The organism is Paenibacillus amylolyticus (assembly GCF_036894225.1).
GTDB lineage: Bacteria > Bacillota > Bacilli > Paenibacillales > Paenibacillaceae > Paenibacillus > Paenibacillus amylolyticus.
On sequence record NZ_CP145892.1, the window covers coordinates 3309803 to 3329481 of the forward strand.

The 19679-nt window shown below is 44.1% G+C and carries 17 protein-coding genes; 13 read left to right on the top strand and 4 right to left on the bottom strand.

Features of this window, described 5'->3' with window-relative positions; genetic code table 11:
- The first annotated feature begins 245 nt into the window (after window positions 1–245).
- Window positions 246–1379, top strand: coding sequence for a serine hydrolase domain-containing protein (locus V6668_RS14850; protein ID WP_338708807.1), 1134 nt, complete (start codon window positions 246–248; stop codon window positions 1377–1379).
- Window positions 1380–1674: 295 nt separating this feature from the next.
- On the top strand, window positions 1675–2817 hold the full coding sequence (locus V6668_RS14855; RefSeq protein ID WP_338708808.1) for a DUF4309 domain-containing protein: 1143 nt from the start codon (window positions 1675–1677) through the stop codon (window positions 2815–2817).
- A gap of 98 nt (window positions 2818–2915) precedes the next feature.
- Here V6668_RS14855 and V6668_RS14860 read toward each other — a convergent pair whose 3' ends face one another.
- Window positions 2916–3884, bottom strand: coding sequence for a DMT family transporter (locus V6668_RS14860; RefSeq protein WP_338708809.1), 969 nt, complete (start codon window positions 3882–3884; stop codon window positions 2916–2918).
- Window positions 3885–4044: 160 nt separating this feature from the next.
- Window positions 4045–4524, bottom strand: coding sequence for a TetR/AcrR family transcriptional regulator (locus V6668_RS14865; protein ID WP_422395262.1), 480 nt, complete (start codon window positions 4522–4524; stop codon window positions 4045–4047).
- A gap of 281 nt (window positions 4525–4805) precedes the next feature.
- Here V6668_RS14865 and V6668_RS14870 point away from each other — a divergent pair, with 281 nt between their 5' ends.
- From V6668_RS14870 to glyA, 10 genes are all read left to right on the top strand, one after another.
- Window positions 4806–5213, top strand: a complete 408-nt coding sequence (locus tag V6668_RS14870; RefSeq protein ID WP_076253026.1) for a cupin domain-containing protein — start codon at window positions 4806–4808, stop codon at window positions 5211–5213.
- A gap of 307 nt (window positions 5214–5520) precedes the next feature.
- Window positions 5521–6510, top strand: coding sequence for a LacI family DNA-binding transcriptional regulator (locus V6668_RS14875; RefSeq protein ID WP_338708811.1), 990 nt, complete (start codon window positions 5521–5523; stop codon window positions 6508–6510).
- Window positions 6503–7381 (top strand): ribokinase, encoded by an 879-nt coding sequence (rbsK, locus tag V6668_RS14880; RefSeq protein WP_338708812.1) that lies wholly within the window; start codon window positions 6503–6505, stop codon window positions 7379–7381. The genes V6668_RS14875 and rbsK overlap by 8 nt, the downstream gene beginning before the upstream one ends.
- Window positions 7381–7782 carry a D-ribose pyranase gene (gene rbsD, locus V6668_RS14885; RefSeq protein ID WP_017688515.1) on the top strand — a complete coding sequence of 134 codons (402 nt, stop codon included), beginning with the start codon at window positions 7381–7383 and terminating at the stop codon, window positions 7780–7782. Before rbsK ends, rbsD begins: the two co-directional genes overlap by 1 nt.
- A 14-nt stretch (window positions 7783–7796) precedes the next feature.
- Window positions 7797–9278, top strand: coding sequence for a sugar ABC transporter ATP-binding protein (locus tag V6668_RS14890; RefSeq protein ID WP_338708813.1), 1482 nt, complete (start codon window positions 7797–7799; stop codon window positions 9276–9278).
- Window positions 9279–9288: 10 nt separating this feature from the next.
- A complete protein-coding gene (locus V6668_RS14895) occupies window positions 9289–10251 on the top strand; it encodes an ABC transporter permease subunit (RefSeq protein WP_397387004.1) in 963 nt (320 codons plus the stop codon).
- Between the two features lie 14 nt (window positions 10252–10265).
- On the top strand, window positions 10266–11198 hold the full coding sequence (gene rbsB, locus V6668_RS14900) for a ribose ABC transporter substrate-binding protein RbsB (RefSeq protein WP_338708814.1): 933 nt from the start codon (window positions 10266–10268) through the stop codon (window positions 11196–11198).
- A gap of 323 nt (window positions 11199–11521) precedes the next feature.
- The gene (locus tag V6668_RS14905; RefSeq protein ID WP_076212076.1) at window positions 11522–12265 is read left to right on the top strand and encodes a YggS family pyridoxal phosphate-dependent enzyme; all 744 of its coding nucleotides are present in this window, start codon (window positions 11522–11524) and stop codon (window positions 12263–12265) included.
- A gap of 19 nt (window positions 12266–12284) precedes the next feature.
- Complete coding sequence (locus V6668_RS14910; RefSeq protein ID WP_315371799.1) at window positions 12285–13490, top strand: benzoate/H(+) symporter BenE family transporter; 1206 nt, start codon at window positions 12285–12287, stop codon at window positions 13488–13490.
- 25 nt (window positions 13491–13515) lie between these two features.
- Window positions 13516–14760, top strand: a complete 1245-nt coding sequence (gene glyA / locus V6668_RS14915) for a serine hydroxymethyltransferase (RefSeq protein WP_338708815.1) — start codon at window positions 13516–13518, stop codon at window positions 14758–14760.
- A 96-nt stretch (window positions 14761–14856) separates the two neighbouring features.
- On the opposite strand, the gene V6668_RS14920 is transcribed toward glyA, so the two are convergent.
- Both V6668_RS14920 and V6668_RS14925 read right to left on the bottom strand, forming a co-directional pair.
- Window positions 14857–15477 (bottom strand): SDR family oxidoreductase, encoded by a 621-nt coding sequence (locus tag V6668_RS14920; protein WP_338708816.1) that lies wholly within the window; start codon window positions 15475–15477, stop codon window positions 14857–14859.
- Window positions 15478–15522: 45 nt separating this feature from the next.
- Window positions 15523–16953 carry a PLP-dependent aminotransferase family protein gene (locus V6668_RS14925; RefSeq protein WP_338708817.1) on the bottom strand — a complete coding sequence of 477 codons (1431 nt, stop codon included), beginning with the start codon at window positions 16951–16953 and terminating at the stop codon, window positions 15523–15525.
- 285 nt (window positions 16954–17238) lie between these two features.
- Here V6668_RS14925 and V6668_RS14930 point away from each other — a divergent pair, with 285 nt between their 5' ends.
- On the top strand, window positions 17239–19344 hold the full coding sequence (locus tag V6668_RS14930) for a serine hydrolase domain-containing protein (RefSeq protein WP_338708818.1): 2106 nt from the start codon (window positions 17239–17241) through the stop codon (window positions 19342–19344).
- Window positions 19345–19679 lie beyond the last annotated feature (335 nt).

Here is a 19679-nt window from a genome sequence, read left to right on the forward strand (position 1 = left end):
AATATCGTGCTCATTGTAGACGAACTTATGAAATTACAACAAGCCAGACAGATCATCTGTCTGGCTTGTTGTATTACAGGAAGAGAATCTCAGTTAACCAGCTGTTCCTGTTACGATCATTGAAGCAATATAGATGGTAGTCAATCGTTGTAAAAGGTCGTATATTAATAATATGTCGATTGTGGGAGGGAACATGTACCACATCGCAAAATGATAAACGATTTTACATAGAAGGACGGGAAAAAATGGACTTTAAACCGCTTGCTTCATTTATTGACCGCATTACATCCTGGCGTGTACCGTGGGCAGAGGTGCTGGTGATGCATCGAAATGATACCGTTTTCCATTATCGTAATGGATACGCCAATCTGGAAGAGAAAACACCTATCGGTGATGGAGCGATCTTCAATCTATACTCCATGACCAAAATTATGACTTGCGTGGCAGGGCTGCAACTGGTGGAGAAAGGGGCAATGCTGTTAAGCGATCCCTTATCTGATTATCTGCCAGAGTACGCTGAGATGACGGTTAAGAAAACGATGCCGAACGGGGAGATCCGACTGGAAAAGGCGACAAGAGCCATTACAGTACGTGATTTGTTCACCATGACTGCCGGGTTCTCGTATGACGTTGGTTGTCCAAGCATTCAAGAAGCTGTAAAAAGCACCGATGGAACATTGCCAACACGTGACTTCGCGAGAGCGCTTGCGAAAGAACCGTTGCTGTTTGAACCAGGGACACACTGGAATTACAGCATGTGCCATGATGTGTTAGGAGCCTTGGTGGAAGTGGTAAGTGGCAAACGCTTTGGTACGTATCTGCGGGACGAAATCACAGGACCCCTTGGCATGAACGATACAGCGTTTAATCTGAACGATGAGCAGCAGACACGTCTGATTCCACAGTATGCTTACAATGATGAGCTTGAAAAGGCTGTACGTTTGGACGGCAATGGATTCCGTGTGGGTACGGAGCTGGAAAGCGGCGGTGCAGGGTTACTATCAACCGTTAGCGATTATGCACGTTTACTGAACGCGCTTACTGGGCATGGTACGAGTCCCGAAGGCGTGCGCATTCTGTCACAAGCTTCAGTGGAACTGATGCGAACGGACCACCTGAACGAGATGACTCGTGCTGATTATTCCTGGGATCATATGTATGGATACGGCTATGGACTGGGTGTTCGCACACATATCTCCAAAGCAGCAAGCGGCTCACTGAGTCCAATTGGCGAATTTGGATGGAGCGGCGCTGCTGGTTGTATGGCTATTATTGATCCGGATTCAGAGCTTACAGTTATGTATGCACAGCACCTGCTGAACAGTCAGGAGCCATACGTTCAACGACGCCTACGTAATGTGGTTTACTCCTGTCTATAAATCATATCGTATTCGAAGTTACTCGAAGAGCCGCTAAATAGCGGCTTTTTTATGTTATATGGATCGAAATCTATTAATTAGATTGTTATTTCTTTATTAGAAAGGGTATGTTATCATTCTTAGGAAAATAGTACTAGTAGGAGGATATGCTTATTGAACATGAACCTAAATTAATTACATAGTTTGATCAAGATTACACGCTAGCAAGTACCTGTTTGAATGTTGAGATTGTGAACGATTCATAATTAGAAAAGAGCTACTAGATTTTTATTTTTTACTCAAAGGAGAGTCAACAATGATACACCCTAAGCACCAATCAAAATGGGCTTCTCTGGCCCTACTAACTTTAATCGGCTATGTTCTGAGTGCATTGCTTCTGCTACCACCCAATGCCGCTGCCAAAGGAGAGCAAATCTCCGCCAAACAGCTCGAAAGTATGAGCCGGCTTTCATTTACGCTTCGTGATGCCAAACAAACGGCTTACACCGTTTATATTTTCGCTTATGATGAACAGAAGAGAACGCTGACCGAAGAAAATGGTTGGACCAACAATAAAAAAGGCGACAAGAGTTATTCAGGAACGTATCGTGCAGCCTTGCTGAAAAAAGGTGCAGCATACGGAACTGTTCAGGCAGCAAAACTGGATCTGAGTACGATTATTTTGCCTCAAACCTGGAACTTTGTTGTGAAGAGCAAAGAGGCCAGTACACCAGACATGCTGATGATCACCGATTGGGGAACTTCAAATATGAATGAAGTCAAAACGTATATAGTTCGTTCCGGTGAACTGCGTCGTGTAACGTATGTAGAGAACAATGGGAAAAAAATGGGAGACTCGTTCTACGCCATCAGGGATGGTGGGATACGTACTCTTTCAGGTGCTCGAGTACAATTTAAAAATTACAACAATATTCATTTTGTCTATGAATTCGATACATTTAAGTTGAATGTGAATAAATTGGAAATGCGGTTGGAAGATACGCGTAACCTTCTTTCAAGAGATTGGCCGAACTCGGGTGTTGGCGATCGCGCTTACCTGAAAAGCCTGAAGGAAGCCGCTTTAAAGGGTGTGTTGCCAGGCCGGACGGACATCAAGATTGGTATGACGCTTCAAGCAATGCAAAAAAAATTGGGGAAACCCAATTCTCGTTCAAACGGGGAATGGGGAGCGTACTATTATTATTCTAAATTCGGCATCGGGTTTGATTCATACATGCACGAGCTTAGCAAGAAATCACGTATTGCGGTTATCCAGCTTTACAATGAAAAGCAGTATCTCTCACCATGGAATGTGAAACGATGGATGGGAAAACCCACCTCGGAATATTATAATGAAGTTGTGGGTGGTTATGAGATGGAATATGAGCTGGGTAAGCACACTATAGTTTTTAATTATTTGGAAGAAGAAGACTTAATTGACTTTACGAATATATATTAAGGTATAACATAGCGAGAACTGAACGTATTCGTATGAACTTACAAAAAAAGCCGCTGATTAGCGGCTTTTTTTGTTATCCATGGAAGTGGACGCGTAGTCTATTTCATTGGAGTGTTATTAGAGCTCTGCACAGAACGTACACGATTGACTAAATAAATGCCGACTGACACGAACAGTAATGCGACCAGATTTTTCAGTTCTAGAATCGTTTCCCCCAGGAATAACGCTGATAATAAAGCTCCAAATACAGGGATTAGGAAGTTATAGACAGACACTCTTCCGACCTTGTTGTACTTGAGAAGCATATTCCATAGACAAAATGCGACAGATGACAGCAAAGCCAGGTAGATTAAGTTACTGGTGGATTCCAAGGTGAAATGGGTGACACGACCGCCGAGTGATAGACCTAACAGCGTAAGTACCAGTCCCCCGACGAATAAGCTGACACCTGTTATGATCAGAACATCGATGGTGGCGGTGAGACGTTTTGCGTAAAGGGCCGTAACAGAAAAAACAAGTGCTGCTATAATAACGAACCCTTCGCCTGTGAATGAAAAGGAAAAAGCAAGCAGATCCGTATGGAAGTTTACGATGATTACACCAACGAATCCGAGCAAGCAACCAACGATCTTATTTCTGCTTAATTTGTCGTTTTTATAGATGAAATGGGCTAGAACAACACTAAAAAAGGTTGTAGTTGCGTTCATAATGGAGCCTTTGACACCCGTCGTATTGGCTACGCCGACGTAGAAAAACATATATTGCAAACCCGTTTGCAATATACCTAGCATGATGAGGCTAGTCCACTGCGGCTTGGACAATTGGAGCTTGTCTTTTCTAACGATACGAGACAGGAGCAAGAGCAGCAAGCCCGCCAGTGTAAACCGGTATCCGGCAAATACATACTTGGAAGCAATATCTTCCGGCAGAATGTTAAACGCGATATATCCAAGTTTGATGGATGGGTACGCACTTCCCCATAACAAGCAACACAGGCTTGCCACGAGCATGACAAAAATGGGATCACTAAATTTACTCGGTTTCTCAAGGGTATTTCTCTCTATCACTTTCGATCTTCTCCTCACATTTCATGTACATATGTATGTATGAATCTATTAATATCCTCACTGACCATATCACATATCGCTAATGTTTGTAATGATAATTAATAAACTGCTCCTCGGCTGGTAAGATTATAAAGAAGGAACGGTTCATGAGGAGTCTATGTTATAGATTCCTTTCTAATAAAATCCCAACTTGTTCTGCGACAATATGAGGTTGCCGGGGTAATCCATTGGTGAAATAGGATTCCACGATACCCACGATTGCTGTACCAAAGAACGTGAGAATCACTTCTTTTGTTAGTCCTTTATTTTTCCCCTCCGTTACATTCACCTCATCCTCCAGTTCTTCAATGACGAGAGCAAGGAAGCGATTGCGGAAAAAAGGGGCTCCTTTACTCAGTAACATAGCCGAGAAAAATGAATAGTGAACTTCAAAATAGTCGAACCAAAGTACATTGCTTTCTATAAAATCCAGATCGGATGCTTCCTTGCACAATCTTCTTAGTTCATCGATATGTTCTTCAATTAATTTATCCAGCAAGTCAAATTTGTCCGAATAGTGATGGTATATCGTTCTGCGGCCGACATTTGCATTATCAGAGATATCTTGCATCGTAATGGTATCAAAAGGTTTCTCGTTCATGAGTTTGATAAAAGCGGATTTGATCGCTTCCTGAGACTTAAGTATTCTTCGATCTGTGATAGAAACGATAGTAATCACCATTCTTTCCAAAGAGTAATTGCACAAATGTTGTCTTCTTGCGCCATAAGGCACAGATCGAGTTCATTTGATCCTTGCAGAGGCAGTGCAATTACTTTATATTATACACGAATGTGCGATATCGCACGTATGTGTGTAATCATATTTAGGTCAACATAGGAGCAGGACGGATTAATCAATAAGATCACATTGGAGGAAATGAAATGGCTAAACATGAAGAAGTTAAAGATGGAGTGATATTCCCGGTAGGAGAAAAAAACGAAGCATTTTCCCAATATTTCATAGGGCAAAGTTATCTCCAATCCTTGGTTGCTGATCCCAAAGTGAATGTGGGTGTTGGGAATGTTACGTTTGAACCGGGATGCAGAAATAACTGGCATATCCATCGCGGTGGATTTCAGCTGTTGTTAGTGACTGGTGGGGAAGGTTGGTATCAGGAAGAAGGAAAACCTGCTCAATTCCTCAAAGCCGGCGATGTTATTGTGACTCATGATGGTGTGAAACACTGGCATGGGGCCGCTAAAGATAGTTGGTTTGAACACATTGCGATCACTGCAGGTACACCGGAATGGTTGGAACCTGTTACAGATGAAGTTTATGGGGAGTTATAAAATAAACGCTATGAATTGATTTATTCGAAAATGGTACTATCTAATTTGTTAATTAAAGGCTAATTAAGTTCAGGAGATTGCTGATTCTTATGTTGATCTGTTGCCATCACTCTCCGTTTTAATCGAGTGATGGCTCTTTACATCTATGAAGTATCAATCTCCTGGCAGGAAGAAACCATGATATAGATGAATTCTAGTGCACTTTATGTATACTTGGAGAAATTTCCAGAATGAAAACGCTTGTCAAATTAAAAATAATATGATAATTTAATGTCTGTAACCGGTTACACATAGAGGAGAGCAACTTATGACAACAATTAAAGACGTAGCTCAACTGGCTGGCGTATCTGTTGCCACCGTATCCAGAGTCATTAATGATAGAGGTTATGTTCATGCGGACACACGCAAGAAAGTGGAAAATGCTGTGAAGGCGCTTAACTTTTCACCAAATGAAGTGGCCCGCTCATTATATAAACGCAAGTCCAAACTGATTGGCCTGTTGTTGCCGGATATTACGAACCCTTATTTCCCGCAGTTAGCCCGCGGCGTAGAGGACCGGATGCAGGAGCAGGATTACAGACTGATATTTGGAAATAGTGATGAGGATGAACGGAAGGAGCAGGATTACATCCAGACGTTTATCCAGAACAACGTGGTTGGTGTGATCTCTTCAACGAACTACCCTCATTCTTCGATATATGAAAAACTGAAGATTCCCGTTGTGTTTCTGGACAGAACTTCACTGGATCGTCCATCCGTGTATGCGGACGGTAGGGAAGGTGGAAGACTAGCTGCAAGGGAGATTATCAAACGCGGCAGTCGCCGGATCACAGTTATGCAGGGACCGTCACAGATCAGACCCGCTCAGGATCGTTTTGAAGGGGCGATTGAAATCATCCGTGATGCTGAGTTAGACTACCGGGTAATCCAGACGACCTCATTTTCATTTAATGAGGCAAGTGTATGGGCTGAAGAATTATTCAGGAAGTATGCGGACACAGACGGGGTCATTGCCAGCAATGACATCGCAGCCATGGCAGTACTGCATGAGGCATCACGAATCGGAAGAAAGGTTCCTGATGACGTACAAGTGATTGGTTTCGATGATATTCCGATGAGCAGCCTGTTATCGCCGGCATTGTCCACCATCCGTCAGCCAGCATACGAGATGGGAAGAGAAGCGGCGGGATTACTTATCCAGCTTGTGGAACAAGCTGCAATAGAGAATAAAAACATACAGTTGCCCGTGAGTTTCATCGAACGGGGCACTACGAGAAAGGTGAGATCAGATGGCTAAAATATGTGTAATTGGAAGCAGTTCAATGGATCTGGTTGTTACTTCGTCAAGACGGCCGGGGGCGGGTGAAACCGTTCTTGGCGATAGCTTCAAAACGGTCCCTGGAGGTAAGGGAGCCAATCAGGCTGTTGCTGCTGCACGATTGGGTGCCGATGTTGCGATGATCGGCCGGGTAGGCGACGATGCTTTTGGCAAAGATATTTTAGAGAACTTTAGAGCAAATGCTGTAAATACGCAAAATGTGAAACCGGTTACACATTTAGAAAGTGGAACGGCTCATATCATTCTGTCAGAAGGTGATAATAGTATCGTAGTGGTTGAAGCAGCGAATCGGGAAGTCACTCCTGCATATGTCGATGAAGCAGCTGAAGTGATCCGCGATGCAGATATCGTATTAATTCAGCAGGAAATTCCGGAGGAAACGGTTGTGCATGTGAGTGCATTGTGTGCAGAATTCGGAACACCGCTACTGCTTAATCCCGCTCCGGCGAGAACATTGCCGCAAGAAGTGATCGACAATGCCGCATATATCACGCCGAACGAGCATGAAGCCGAGATTTTGTTTCAGGGCATGAGTCCGGCACAGGCATTACGTCAGTATCCAAACAAGTTGTTCATCACGGAGGGCAGTAAAGGTGTACGGTACTTTGATGGCACTGAGGAAATTCTAGTCCCAACTTATAAAGTTGAGGCTGTTGATACTACGGGGGCAGGGGATACGTTCAACGCCGCATTTGCAGTTGCTTTGGCTGAAGGAAAAGCGTTGCAAGAGAGTATACGCTTCGCCAATCGGGCTGCATCGTTGTCCGTCACCAAGTTCGGAGCGCAGGGCGGCATGCCGACGCGTGATGAAGTAGAGGAGAGCTTGTAATGAAAAGAAATGGCATGTTGAATAGTCACATTTCCAAGATTTTGTCTGATCTGGGCCATACGGACATGATTGCGATTGCGGATGCAGGTCTGCCGGTACCGGACGGGGTACTCAAAATTGATCTGGCCCTCAAACTGGGAACACCAAGTTTTCGCGAAGTGGTGGAAGCGATCGCTGAAGATATGGTCATTGAGAAAGTCATTGTGGCTGAAGAGATTTGCGAAGGCAATCCGGTAGCCATGCAATTCATCACAGAGAAATTCGGGGTAGAAGCAATCGATGCTTCCGTCAGCCACGAACAATTCAAAGCATTAACACGGCAGGTGAAAGCTGTTATCCGCACAGGTGAAGCCACACCCTATGCCAATTGCATTTTACAATCGGGAGTCCATTTCGGTTAAAAGGAGGTTGCGTAATGCACATTCAGATGCAAGACATTCATAAAGCGTTTGGAACGAATCAGGTGCTGAGCGGAGTGGATTTTGAACTAAAAGATGGTGAAGTTCATGCCCTGATGGGGGAGAATGGAGCCGGCAAATCCACACTGATGAATATCCTGATTGGTCTTCATCAGCGTGATCAGGGAACCATCAGCATAGACGGAGAAGAAAACTATTTTGCAAGTCCGAAGGAAGCCGAGAAACTGGGTATCACATTCATACATCAGGAACTGAATGTATGGCCTGAAATGACGGTGCTGGATAACCTCTTTATTGGTAAGGAAATGACATCATCATTCGGATTGCTCAACACAAGACAAATGAAAGCGCTTGCCAAAGAACAGTTCGCCAAGCTTTCCGTAGACATACCACTGGAACGTCCTGTGGGAGAGTGCTCTGTCGGGCAACAACAGATGATCGAGATTGCCAAAGCGCTAATGACAGATGCCAAAGTCATCATTATGGATGAGCCAACAGCAGCACTTACGGAGCGTGAGATCCAGAAGCTGTTTGGTGTAATCAGCTCGCTGAAGAAGGAAGGCGTATCCATCGTCTATATTTCTCACCGAATGGAGGAGATATTCACGATCTGTGACCGGATTACCATCATGCGTGACGGAAGAACGGTAGACACACAAGCTATTCCGCAGACAAGCTTTGATGAAGTGGTGCGGAAAATGGTAGGTCGTGAACTTACCGAGCGTTATCCTGTCCGGAATCCTTCTTATGGTGAAGTTGTCCTCGAAGTAAGGAATGCAAGTAGCAAAGGTCTATTCGAGAATATTAACTTCACCGTGAGAGCGGGGGAAATACTCGGTTTCTCAGGACTCATGGGTTCTGGACGAACAGAGATCATGAGAACCATCTTTGGTTTGGATACGTTGGATAGCGGTGAAATCTTCATCCGCGGCAAAAAAGCGAACATTCGTAAACCGGCAGATGCAGTGAAACATGGAATCGGGTTTATTACAGAAGACCGCAAAGATGAGGGGCTGGTGTTAGACTTTTCTATTCGAGAAAATATGGCGTTGACGAATCTGTTCAGTTTCTCAAACAAAGGTTTCATTTCAGCTTCGAAAGAACAAGACTTCGTAGATACATTGATCAAACGTCTACAGATCAAAACACAATCCTCCGAAACGGCAGCAAGGAATCTATCCGGGGGTAACCAGCAAAAGGTGGTTATCGCGAAATGGGTTGGTATCGGTCCAAGCGTACTTATCCTGGATGAACCTACCCGCGGAGTGGATGTTGGAGCGAAGCGCGAAATCTATGAATTGATGAATGAACTGACAGACCGCGGTGTTGCAATCATCATGGTATCGTCGGAGCTACCTGAAGTGCTTGGCATGAGCGACCGAATCGCAGTTGTGCATGAAGGACACATCAGTGGCGAGGTTGCAAGGGAAGTAGCAACACAAGAACACATTATGACATTGGCCACAGGGGGACAGTGATATGACAACAATGCAGGAAAACAAAACGGCTAAAAGCGGCTTCCGTTTCTCAAGTGTGATACAAAAATTAGGACCGCTGCTCGGTTTAATCATTCTTATTCTCATCGTATCGGTGTTGAATCCAAGTTTCTTGGAACCGCTTAATATCTTAAATTTATTGCGTCAAGTCTCGATTAATGCGCTGATTGCTTTCGGTATGACGTTTGTTATCCTGACGGGTGGAATCGATTTGTCGGTCGGCTCGATCCTGGCTTTATCCAGTGCTTTTGTGGCAAATATGATGTTGTCTGGTCTCGATCCGATCTTGTCCATCATTATTGGTGTAGCACTTGGTGGTGTCATGGGTATGGTGAACGGACTAATGATTACCAAAGGTAAAATGGCTCCGTTTATCGCTACATTGGCAACCATGACGATATTCAGAGGACTGACATTGGTGTACACCAATGGTAATCCAATTACAGGACTCGGGGATAACCTGTTGTTCCAACTGTTTGGCCGCGGTTACCTGCTGGGCATTCCGGTACCTGCAATCACGATGCTGATTACCTTCATGATTCTGTGGATTGTTTTGCATAAAACGGCTTTTGGTCGTAAAACGTACGCCATCGGCGGTAATGAGAAAGCTTCCATTATCTCGGGTATCAAAGTTAATCGCGTGAAAATTATGATCTACTCCCTGACAGGTATGCTCGCTGCTCTGGCAGGTGCAATTCTGACATCGCGTTTGAATTCAGCGCAACCAACGGCAGGTACATCCTACGAGCTGGATGCAATCGCAGCAGTTGTATTGGGTGGTACAAGTCTTGCTGGAGGACGCGGACGCATCGTTGGTACACTGATCGGTGTTCTGATTATCGGCGTGTTGAATAATGGATTGAACTTGCTTGAAGTAAACTCATTTTATCAAATGGTTGTAAAAGGTATCGTCATTGCCATTGCTGTCCTGCTGGACCGCAAGAAAACAGCATAAGGAGAGAAGCGAATATGAAAAAGTGGACTGTAACACTCATAAGTATGCTGATGATCATCGTTCTGGCCGGGTGCTCTCTGGAGCCACCGGAATGGGCGAAACCTAACCCAAACAAAAGTAACGGACAGAAGAAAATAGGTTTGTCGATATCTACACTAAACAATCCATTCTTTGTATCACTGAAGGACGGGGTAATGGCTGAAGCCAAAAAACAGGGAATACAGGTCATCGTGGTGGATGCGCAGAACGATTCGGCGAAACAAACCAATGATGTGGATGATCTCATTCAGCAAGGTGTTAGTGCACTTCTGATTAACCCCGCGGACTCTGCAGCGATCTCCACAGCGGTTCAATCCGCTAATAGTGTGGGCATTCCTGTGATCACGCTGGATCGCTCCGCAGATAAAGGCGAAGTGGCGGCACTAGTGGCATCTGATAACGTTAAAGGTGGACGCATGGCAGCTGATTATTTTGTGGAACAATTGGGTGAGGGAGCAAAAGTCATTGAACTTGAGGGTGTGCCTGGTGCTTCCGCAACAAGAGAACGGGGTAAAGGTTTCCATGAAGTGGCTGACAAGCAACTTGATGTGGTTTCCAAACAATCTGCTGATTTCGATCGCTCCAAAGGATTAAATGTCATGGAGAACTTGCTACAAGGTAATCCAGACGTACAAGCGGTATTTGCCCATAATGACGAGATGGCACTTGGTGCAATTGAAGCGATTCAAAGCTCAGGTAAAGACATTCCGGTCATCGGATTTGATGGTAATGATGATGCAATCAAATCCATTCAGGATGGGAAATTGACGGCAACAGTCGCTCAGCAGCCTATACTGATTGGCCAACTGGCGTTGCAAGCAGCTCTGGATGTGCTCAGTGGCAAGCAGGTGGAGTCATCGATTCCCGCTGAATTGAAGCTGGTAACGAAGGAAAATGTGAATGAGTAAATCATCATAAAACATGTATCTTCTTGGACATGAACATAGAACTAAACCAAGCCGCTAATTTAGCGGCTTTTTTCATTTTGGAAGAAGCGTGGGGGCATCACATCAATCAGATTATTGACTTTTAAAAGCATATTAAAGGAACCCCAATTGAATTAATGTCTACTTTGTCGTTTTGGACTGTTCCAAAATAGCATTTTTGGATATGTATATCCAATCCATGCGTTGCTATACTAGCATGACGTTCCACACAGTCTTCACAATACATAAGGAGGAGCTAATCTCATTGATTCAATCCTGTTCGGAATAGAAAGAAGGTGGCTGACATGAAACATCTAGTAGAAGAAAATCTTCAAGCTGTAAGACAGCAAATGGCATTGGCCTGCCAGGCTTCAGGTCGCAACATAGAGGACATCAAGTTGTTGCTCGCGACCAAAACGGTACCGCTAGAGAAATTACAAATAGCTATTCAAGCAGGTGAGGTCCTATTTGGAGAAAACAAAGCTCAAGAACTCCGAGACAAATTCCCACTCATGGAACAAAGCAAGCAGGTGGAATGGCATTTTATCGGACATCTGCAAACAAATAAAGTAAAGGACGTAGTTAAATATGTTACTCTCATCCATTCCGTAGATCGTCTAAAACTGGGTCAAGCGTTACATAACCAGCTTCTCAAAGAGAATAAGACCTTAGACATTCTTGTGCAAATTAATACGTCCTACGAAGAAAGTAAATTTGGTGCCTCTCCAGAAACAGCCGTTGAGCTTGTAGAACAGTTGTCTCAATTCGAGACATTAAACGTGAAAGGTCTAATGACCATTGGAAAACTGAATGCGACAAACGAAGAAACACGACATTGTTTTCGATTGTTAAACCAGATCCGTACACAGATTAAAGAGAAAAATATTCCACGCGTAGAAATGGATATTTTATCGATGGGTATGTCTGGTGACTTCCAAGTCGCCATTGAAGAAGGAGCTACAATGATACGTGTAGGGACAAGTGTATTTGGTCAACGCTATTTACCGGACGAGTATTACTGGAATGAAAACACACGCATCGATGATTAAGTGAGAGGTAGTGTTAAATATGAAGACAGCATCCCCTTCGTTACGCGGCCGTGATTTGATATCTCCGGTGATCGCCGCTTTAATATCCGTAATTGTTAATTACGGGGGTACGTTTATCCTTGTTTTTCAAGCTGCAAAAGTGGCTGGTTTAAGCCCGGAAATGACCGCTTCCTGGATTTGGTCCATCTCGATTGGGGTAGGCGTAACGGGAATTTGGCTCAGTTATCGATATAAGGAACCGATTATTACAGCCTGGTCTACACCGGGTGTGGCGTTTCTCGTTTCAGCATTAGCGGTAACCCCTTATCCAGAAGCTATTGGCGCTTACATGATTTCAGCAGTCGGATTTATTATTTTAGGTTTGTCAGGCATGTTTGAACGTTTCGTTCGACTTATTCCCCCAGGCATCGCTTCCGGATTGTTAGCCGGTATTTTACTACAGTTTGGTATTTCGGCCTTTGGAGGGGCGAAGGTAGATCCTTTGCTTGTGATTGTACTGTTTGCAGGCTATATCGTGCTAAGAAGGTTTACTTCCCGTTACGCCATTGTTGGCATATTGGCAATCGGTTTGATTTATTTGATATGCATGGGGAAAACAGACTTCAGTACAATCCAATTGGCTGTAGCATCGCCTGTATTTGTTGTTCCAGCGTTTTCGTTAAACGCCTTACTTGGCGTTGCCTTACCGCTGTTCATTATTACCTTGACGGGGCAGTATATGCCCGGAATGCTTGTTTTGCGTAATGATGGATTCAAGACAAGTGCCAATCCTATTTTAGCTGTAACAGGTTTGGGTTCGCTTCTTGCAGCCCCATTCGGATCACATGCTTTTAATGTGGCAGCTATTACAGCAGCGATTTGTACAGGAAAGGATGCACATGAGGATTCAACCAAACGTTATATTGCAGGTATTGTTTGTGGTGTTTTTTATATTTTTGTCGGCATTTTTGGCGTAACATTGGCTGCTCTGTTTTTGATTCTTCCTGCTACCTTTATTGCAACATTAGCGGGATTAGCCTTACTTGGAACGATCGGTGGCAGTCTTGCCAATGCATTAACGGACCCTAAGGGACGTGAAACTGCATTGATTACGTTTTTGGCGACAGCAGCGAATGTGACTTTGCTTGGTGTGGGTGGTGCATTTTGGGGACTGTTTGCAGGAATGATGGCACATCTACTGATGAATAGTAAATTTCCCAAAAAACAACTTGGAACGAATAAATAACCGTAATATGGAGAGGAAGATGTTCATGAAACATTTGGAGAAGCAAGATAAAGTAATAGGAATGGCTGTCCAGCAAGAGCTTGGAAGGCAGCGGGATAAGATAGAACTGATTGCATCAGAGAATTTTGTAAGTCAAGCTGTGATGGAAGCAACAGGTTCGGTATTGACCAATAAATATGCGGAGGGGTATCCGGGCAGAAGATATTATGGCGGGTGTGAGCATGTCGATACAGTCGAAGAGATAGCAAATAGCCGCCTTAAAGCACTTTTTGGCGCTGAACATGCGAATGTGCAGCCTCACTCCGGTTCTCAGGCCAACATGGCAGTATATTTTGCCTCGGTTGAGATTGGGGACACAATCCTTGGCATGAATCTATCCCAGGGTGGTCATCTAACACACGGAAGTACTGTTAATTTTTCAGGTAGGTTTTACAATTTTGTTCCATATGGTGTCGATGCACAGACGGGCCGCATTGACTTTGACGAAGTACGTAAACTTGCTTATAAGTATCGTCCAAGCATGATTGTTGCAGGTGGAAGTGCATACCCGCGGACCATTGAGTTTGAATTATTTGCCCAGATTGCCGCCGAAGTGGGAGCTCTTTTCTTTGTAGATATGGCGCATATAGCAGGAATTGTTGCGGCAGGTTTGCATCCTAACCCGGTACCACATGCCCATTTTGTTTCAACCACCACACACAAGACCTTACGAGGACCACGAGGGGGAGCCATTTTGTGCCGGGAGTCCTGGGCAAAGGCGATCGACAAAGCTGTATTCCCGGGGACTCAGGGCGGGCCATTCATGCACGTTATCGCGGGGAAAGCGGTGGCATTAGGCGAGGCATTGCAAACCGAGTTCACAACATATATTGAAGGTGTTCTGAATAACTCCAACGTATTGGCAGAAACTTTAATGAATGAAGGACTTACCCTTGTATCGGGAGGAACAGATAATCATATCGTGTTGGTTGACTTACGAACTATGGGCCTTACAGGCAAAGAAGCCGAAGCTTTACTGGATGAAGTAGGGATTACGGCGAATAAAAATGCAATTCCTCACGATACGGCAAGTCCTTTGGTTACAAGCGGTATTCGTTTTGGAACTCCGGCTATGACTTCAAGAGGGCTTGGAGCCAGGGAAATGAAAGAAATTGCTCAGCTGATAGGGCTTGCTTTTAAAAATCCAAAGAACTCGGATGTGAAAAATCAAATATTAGGTAGTGTCCGTGAAATCACTTCGCAATTTTCTCTATATGAAGGACTTAAATAGCTCAACAGCAGACACAAATAGAGCCTGTAATTGTTCCTAATGGATAACAATTGCAGGCTCGTAATGTGCTTGTTTATATTGAAACTTAATACAGCCCTAGTAGGCTATACCTACACGAGACTGTACATACTCATCAGACATTAATTGCTGATAAGCAAACTCCGCAGTATCGATTACAGATATAGAAGTTCCACCGTCAGGCAAATAGTCGCGCTCAACCCGGTACTTACCAAGAGATTCTCCATCAAATAAGTAGGTAGGACACACGATGGTCCATTCTAACTCTGAAGCCTTGAGAATGTTGTACATCTCCAGATGCTCTTCAGCTGCTCGCGTGGACTTACGTTTGGACTCAGGGGATTGAAAACGAAGCAAGCCAGAATCCGTTCGACTTTCCAATATTCCTGCGGTACCAATGGTAATGATTCTTTTGATACGCTCCTGAGCCATAGCCTCAACAATATGTCCCATGGATTGCGATAATGTAGTCGTTCCATCGGTACTTAAGGAACTAACAACGAGATCCACACCCTGTATGGCGTGATGAATATCCTCTTTGACTAGAGCGTTTCCTTGATGCAGAATGAAATTGTCATCGTTGATTTGTACCTTATCCGGGCTTCTAACCAGTGCAGTTACATGATGATTGGAACGTAGGGCATTGGAGACGAAATGACTTCCAACCCGTCCGGTGGCTCCTAACACTAAAATTTTCATTACAAAAAACATCCTTTCGAATCCGATTGGAGAGCATGTTCTCCATCATAATACAATCTTTGCAAGCCGATGTATGCCTTCCTCAATCTGCTCCTCATCCACTTTCGCAAAACCTAATATCCATCCTTTTCGATGACTCTCCAAGCAATATTTACTAAGCGGATACACTCGTACACCTTGATCAAGGGCAGCATTCGTCAGCACTTCTTCGTCAAATGACGTTTCAGATTCTAGAAGCATATGTAATCCCGTTTCCACACCACTTAATGTAAATCGCGAGCCTAGCCCAGAAGCAACAATGGCTTTGGTCATGACTTCGTGTCTGCGTCGATATATGTTCCGAACTCTTCTCATATGGCGCATAAAATGACCACGCTCAATAAAATGAGTTAGCGTTAATTGTTCCATAATCGGCAGATGACGATAGGTTAATTCATGAACTTGGGTAAGGCGATTGATGGCTATTTTGGGGCCGATGATAGCGGATAGTCGAATGCCAGGTGCAACCATTTTAGAAAAACTCATCATATAAAGCGTATTCTGAGGTTGCTGACTAAATATAGTTGGAAGTGGATCTCCACGGTACCTAAATTCGCTATCGTAGTCATCCTCAACAATCCAATATCGATGATGAGCTGCCAAGTGCATCAATTGTTGCCTGCGTGGCTCCGACATAATAACACCAACGGCGCATTGATGAGAAGGTGTGACAAATACGAGTTTCGTCTGTGGGTGAATATGATCTACACATAATCCATACTCATCAACCGGAACGGGATCGACTTGCATCCGGCGGTATTTCATCGCCATCCAAGCGGCAGGGAAGCCGGGATCTTCAACCGAAACTCTGTCTCCCTCACTTAAGAGAGCCTGGGCAATTAAATCAATGCTATGTTGTGCACCTGAGGTTAACAAGATTTGATCAACATCGATATGAATGCCTCGTTCAAGTGACAAATAACGTTGAATCTGCTCTCTTAACGCCAATAACCCTCTGGCATCACCATAAGCCCAAAGATCCAGATTGGGTTCAGTAGAAGCTTGTAAAAAAGATTGCCTCCAGGCTTTTGTGAAACTTTCATCCAGATAAGGCTCGTGGGGATTAAAATCAATTTCTATTTTGCGATTGTCTCTATTGCCAAACCAACTATGCAGATGACCAATCGATTCGTTTAGTGTAGGCAGATCGGGCGGAATAGGCCCTTGCATCGTGACGCCTTCTGATGAACGAGGTGCATATGTCCAATCACTAACTCTTGTCCCGGCTCGTCGGGAGGTTATCGTATACCCTCGACTGAATAATTCCTCGTACACAATCTGTATGGTTGAGCGTGAAACACCAATTAATTGAGCAAGTTCGCGTGAGGGGAGTAGCAATTCGCCTGGTTGCCATTTCCCGGTTGTGATATTATGAATCGCTTGATCCAAAAGTTGCTGCCAGATCGGGCGTTGGTCATTCCGATTAACTTTTAGCATTGCTTCAACTCCATTACTCATGCTGAATTATGGATTGCATTTATTCATGTATTTAGCCATGTTATTGGCACTCCATTGATTGATATACCATTATAGCAAAAGTTTAATTTGCAAACAAAACAAAGCTGGACTAAAGCGATTTTTACCGTGTGTTCAACTTATTTCGGTCGGTCCTGCTTGGTTCATACTCGATTCATATTCAAGCCACAGACAGTTCATCATCTTCGGTTACACTACGGGAGTACGAACACAGAGATTCCCAATCCATAGACTAGACAGGAGAAGATGAGATTGACACGAAAGAAACGAACGTCTATCGCCGCCATAACTTTGGTGTTTGCAATGATGTCCCCAATGTCGGCCATGGCCACACCCGCTACCAGTAACGGTAGTAGTTCTACGTATGATCTAACTAAAAAGGCAGTAAGTGCAAAGGCCAAGGTACTCACTGAATCATACGCTACGACAAGTGTGCAGTACGCACTGATGGATGAGGGTGAGATTGTGATCTCCGGTCAGGCAGGCAAAAGCGACCTGAAAAACAACATCCCGCTTTCTTCAGATACCATGTATGGTATTGGTTCAACCAGCAAAATGATGCTCACAACCGCCGTAATGAAGCTAGTGGACCAGGGCAAGATCAATCTTGATGAGCCTGTCGTGAAGTATATTCCGGACTTTAAAATGAAAGACAAGCGTTACCAACAGATTACACCACGCATGTTACTGAATCATTCATCCGGACTTCTAGGAACGTCAAGTAACAGTGCAATACTGTTTGGAGATAATGATACCTATGCACATGATACGTTACTGGAACAATTGGCGACGCAACATCTGAAGGCCGATCCTGGCGCATACTCGGTGTATAGTAATGACGGTTTTACATTAGCTGAAATTCTGGTTGAGCGGGTCAGCGGCAAGGACTTCACAACTTTCATGCACCGGTACATAACTGAACCCCTTGGTATGGAGCATACCAAAACACCGCAGGATATTGTGGACTTCAGCCAGATGGCAGCAACATATGCCCCTTCGGATGAGGAGCAACTCCCATTAGAGACTACAAATATGATTGCCTCGGGAGGCATCTATTCCACCGCTGAAGATCTGATTCAGTTCTCGAAAATCTTTACAGGTGAGGTTGAAGGTGTTCTTTCGGAGGAATCCGTAGAGGCCATGGAGCAAGAAGAATACAAGAGAGGCATGTGGCCGGAAGAAGGCGATTCTTCTATTGGTTACGGCCTGGGCTGGGACAGCGTGAACCTGTTTCCTTTTAATGATTACGGCATCCAGGCAGTAAGCAAAGGTGGCAATACAATAACCTATCATTCCTCATTGATTGTACTTCCGGAGTATAATATGGCTGCTGCCGTAACCTCTTCGGGTGGTCATAGTTCAACGGATCAATTGCTGGCAACTGAGCTGTTGCTTAGTGCGCTTGAGGAGAAGAATATCATTCCAGAGCGTAAGCCGGAGAAGTCACATGATACACCGATGAAAACAACCATGCCGAAGGAACTTACACAGCACACAGGCATGTACGCGGGTGGGGCAAACATGTTAATGAAGCTGGACGTAAAAGATGATGGGCAATTAACGCTATCTAATCTGTCGTCTCCTAACAGTTCTGATCAGACCTATACGTACACCGCTGATGGATCATTTGTTAATGATGCGGCTACGGAAAAGCTGAAGTTCGTTCAGGAAGTCAACGGGAACACATATTTGTGGTCTCACTCGTATCAGTCTGTTCCTGGGCTTGGGCAAGTTGCTTCCTCTGAATATAAGGCAGAAAAGCTTGAAACCAATGAATTGTCGGAAGAAGTAAAGGCCGCATGGCAGAAACGGGAAGGCAAAGCCTACGTGTTGGTCAATGAAAAATACACATCAACACTGTACAACGCAGCGATGCCGATGATTCCCATTCATACTTTTAATGAGCTGCCGGGTTATGTCTACACGAATAAAATCGTTGGAGCTAACCAAGCTGTGAACCAATTGCAAATTCCTGGATTGGCGGGCCGTGACACGATGGAGTTTAATTTCTATGAGGAAAATGGCGTGGAATATGTTACAGCTGGAGGCAACGTTTATGCTGCTCAAGACGTCATCAAACCGATCTATGCAGGAAAACAATCGAAGACAACGATTCAGGCGAATGGTCATGCCACATGGTATTCGATTCCAGCATCAGCTGCAGGTAAAGAAATGAAGGTCAAGATGTCTGCAAACAGCGCATTTGCTGTATATAACCAAGCTGGCATAGGCATTAATCATACAGTGGTCAGTGGACAAAACGAAATTGTGTTGCCTGAGAACGGAACTATTGTATTCGCGGGTGAAGCTGGTTCGAAGTTCGAGATTGTATTGACAACCAGAGCAAATTAATAGATTATAAAAAACTGTACAATAAAAAGTCGCGGAAATCGCGGCTTTTTTGAGTTTTAAATTTTAAATAATACGTTTTAAAGTAAATGTAACTTTTTTCAGATTCACAATGTAATATTGGGTTTCGCGAAGCTTACTTAAAGGGTAAGTATTAAAAGGACTTTTACTGGTTGGAAAAAAATGATGGAGGAAAATGTTGCAAGTGGAAAGGCAAAGCATTGATTGTTAATATACAGTAAATAATAACAATCAAATGGGCAGAAGATCGACAATAAGCATAACCGTAATACCGATTCCAAAGAAAATAATGATTATTCGGACATTACCGAGACGGG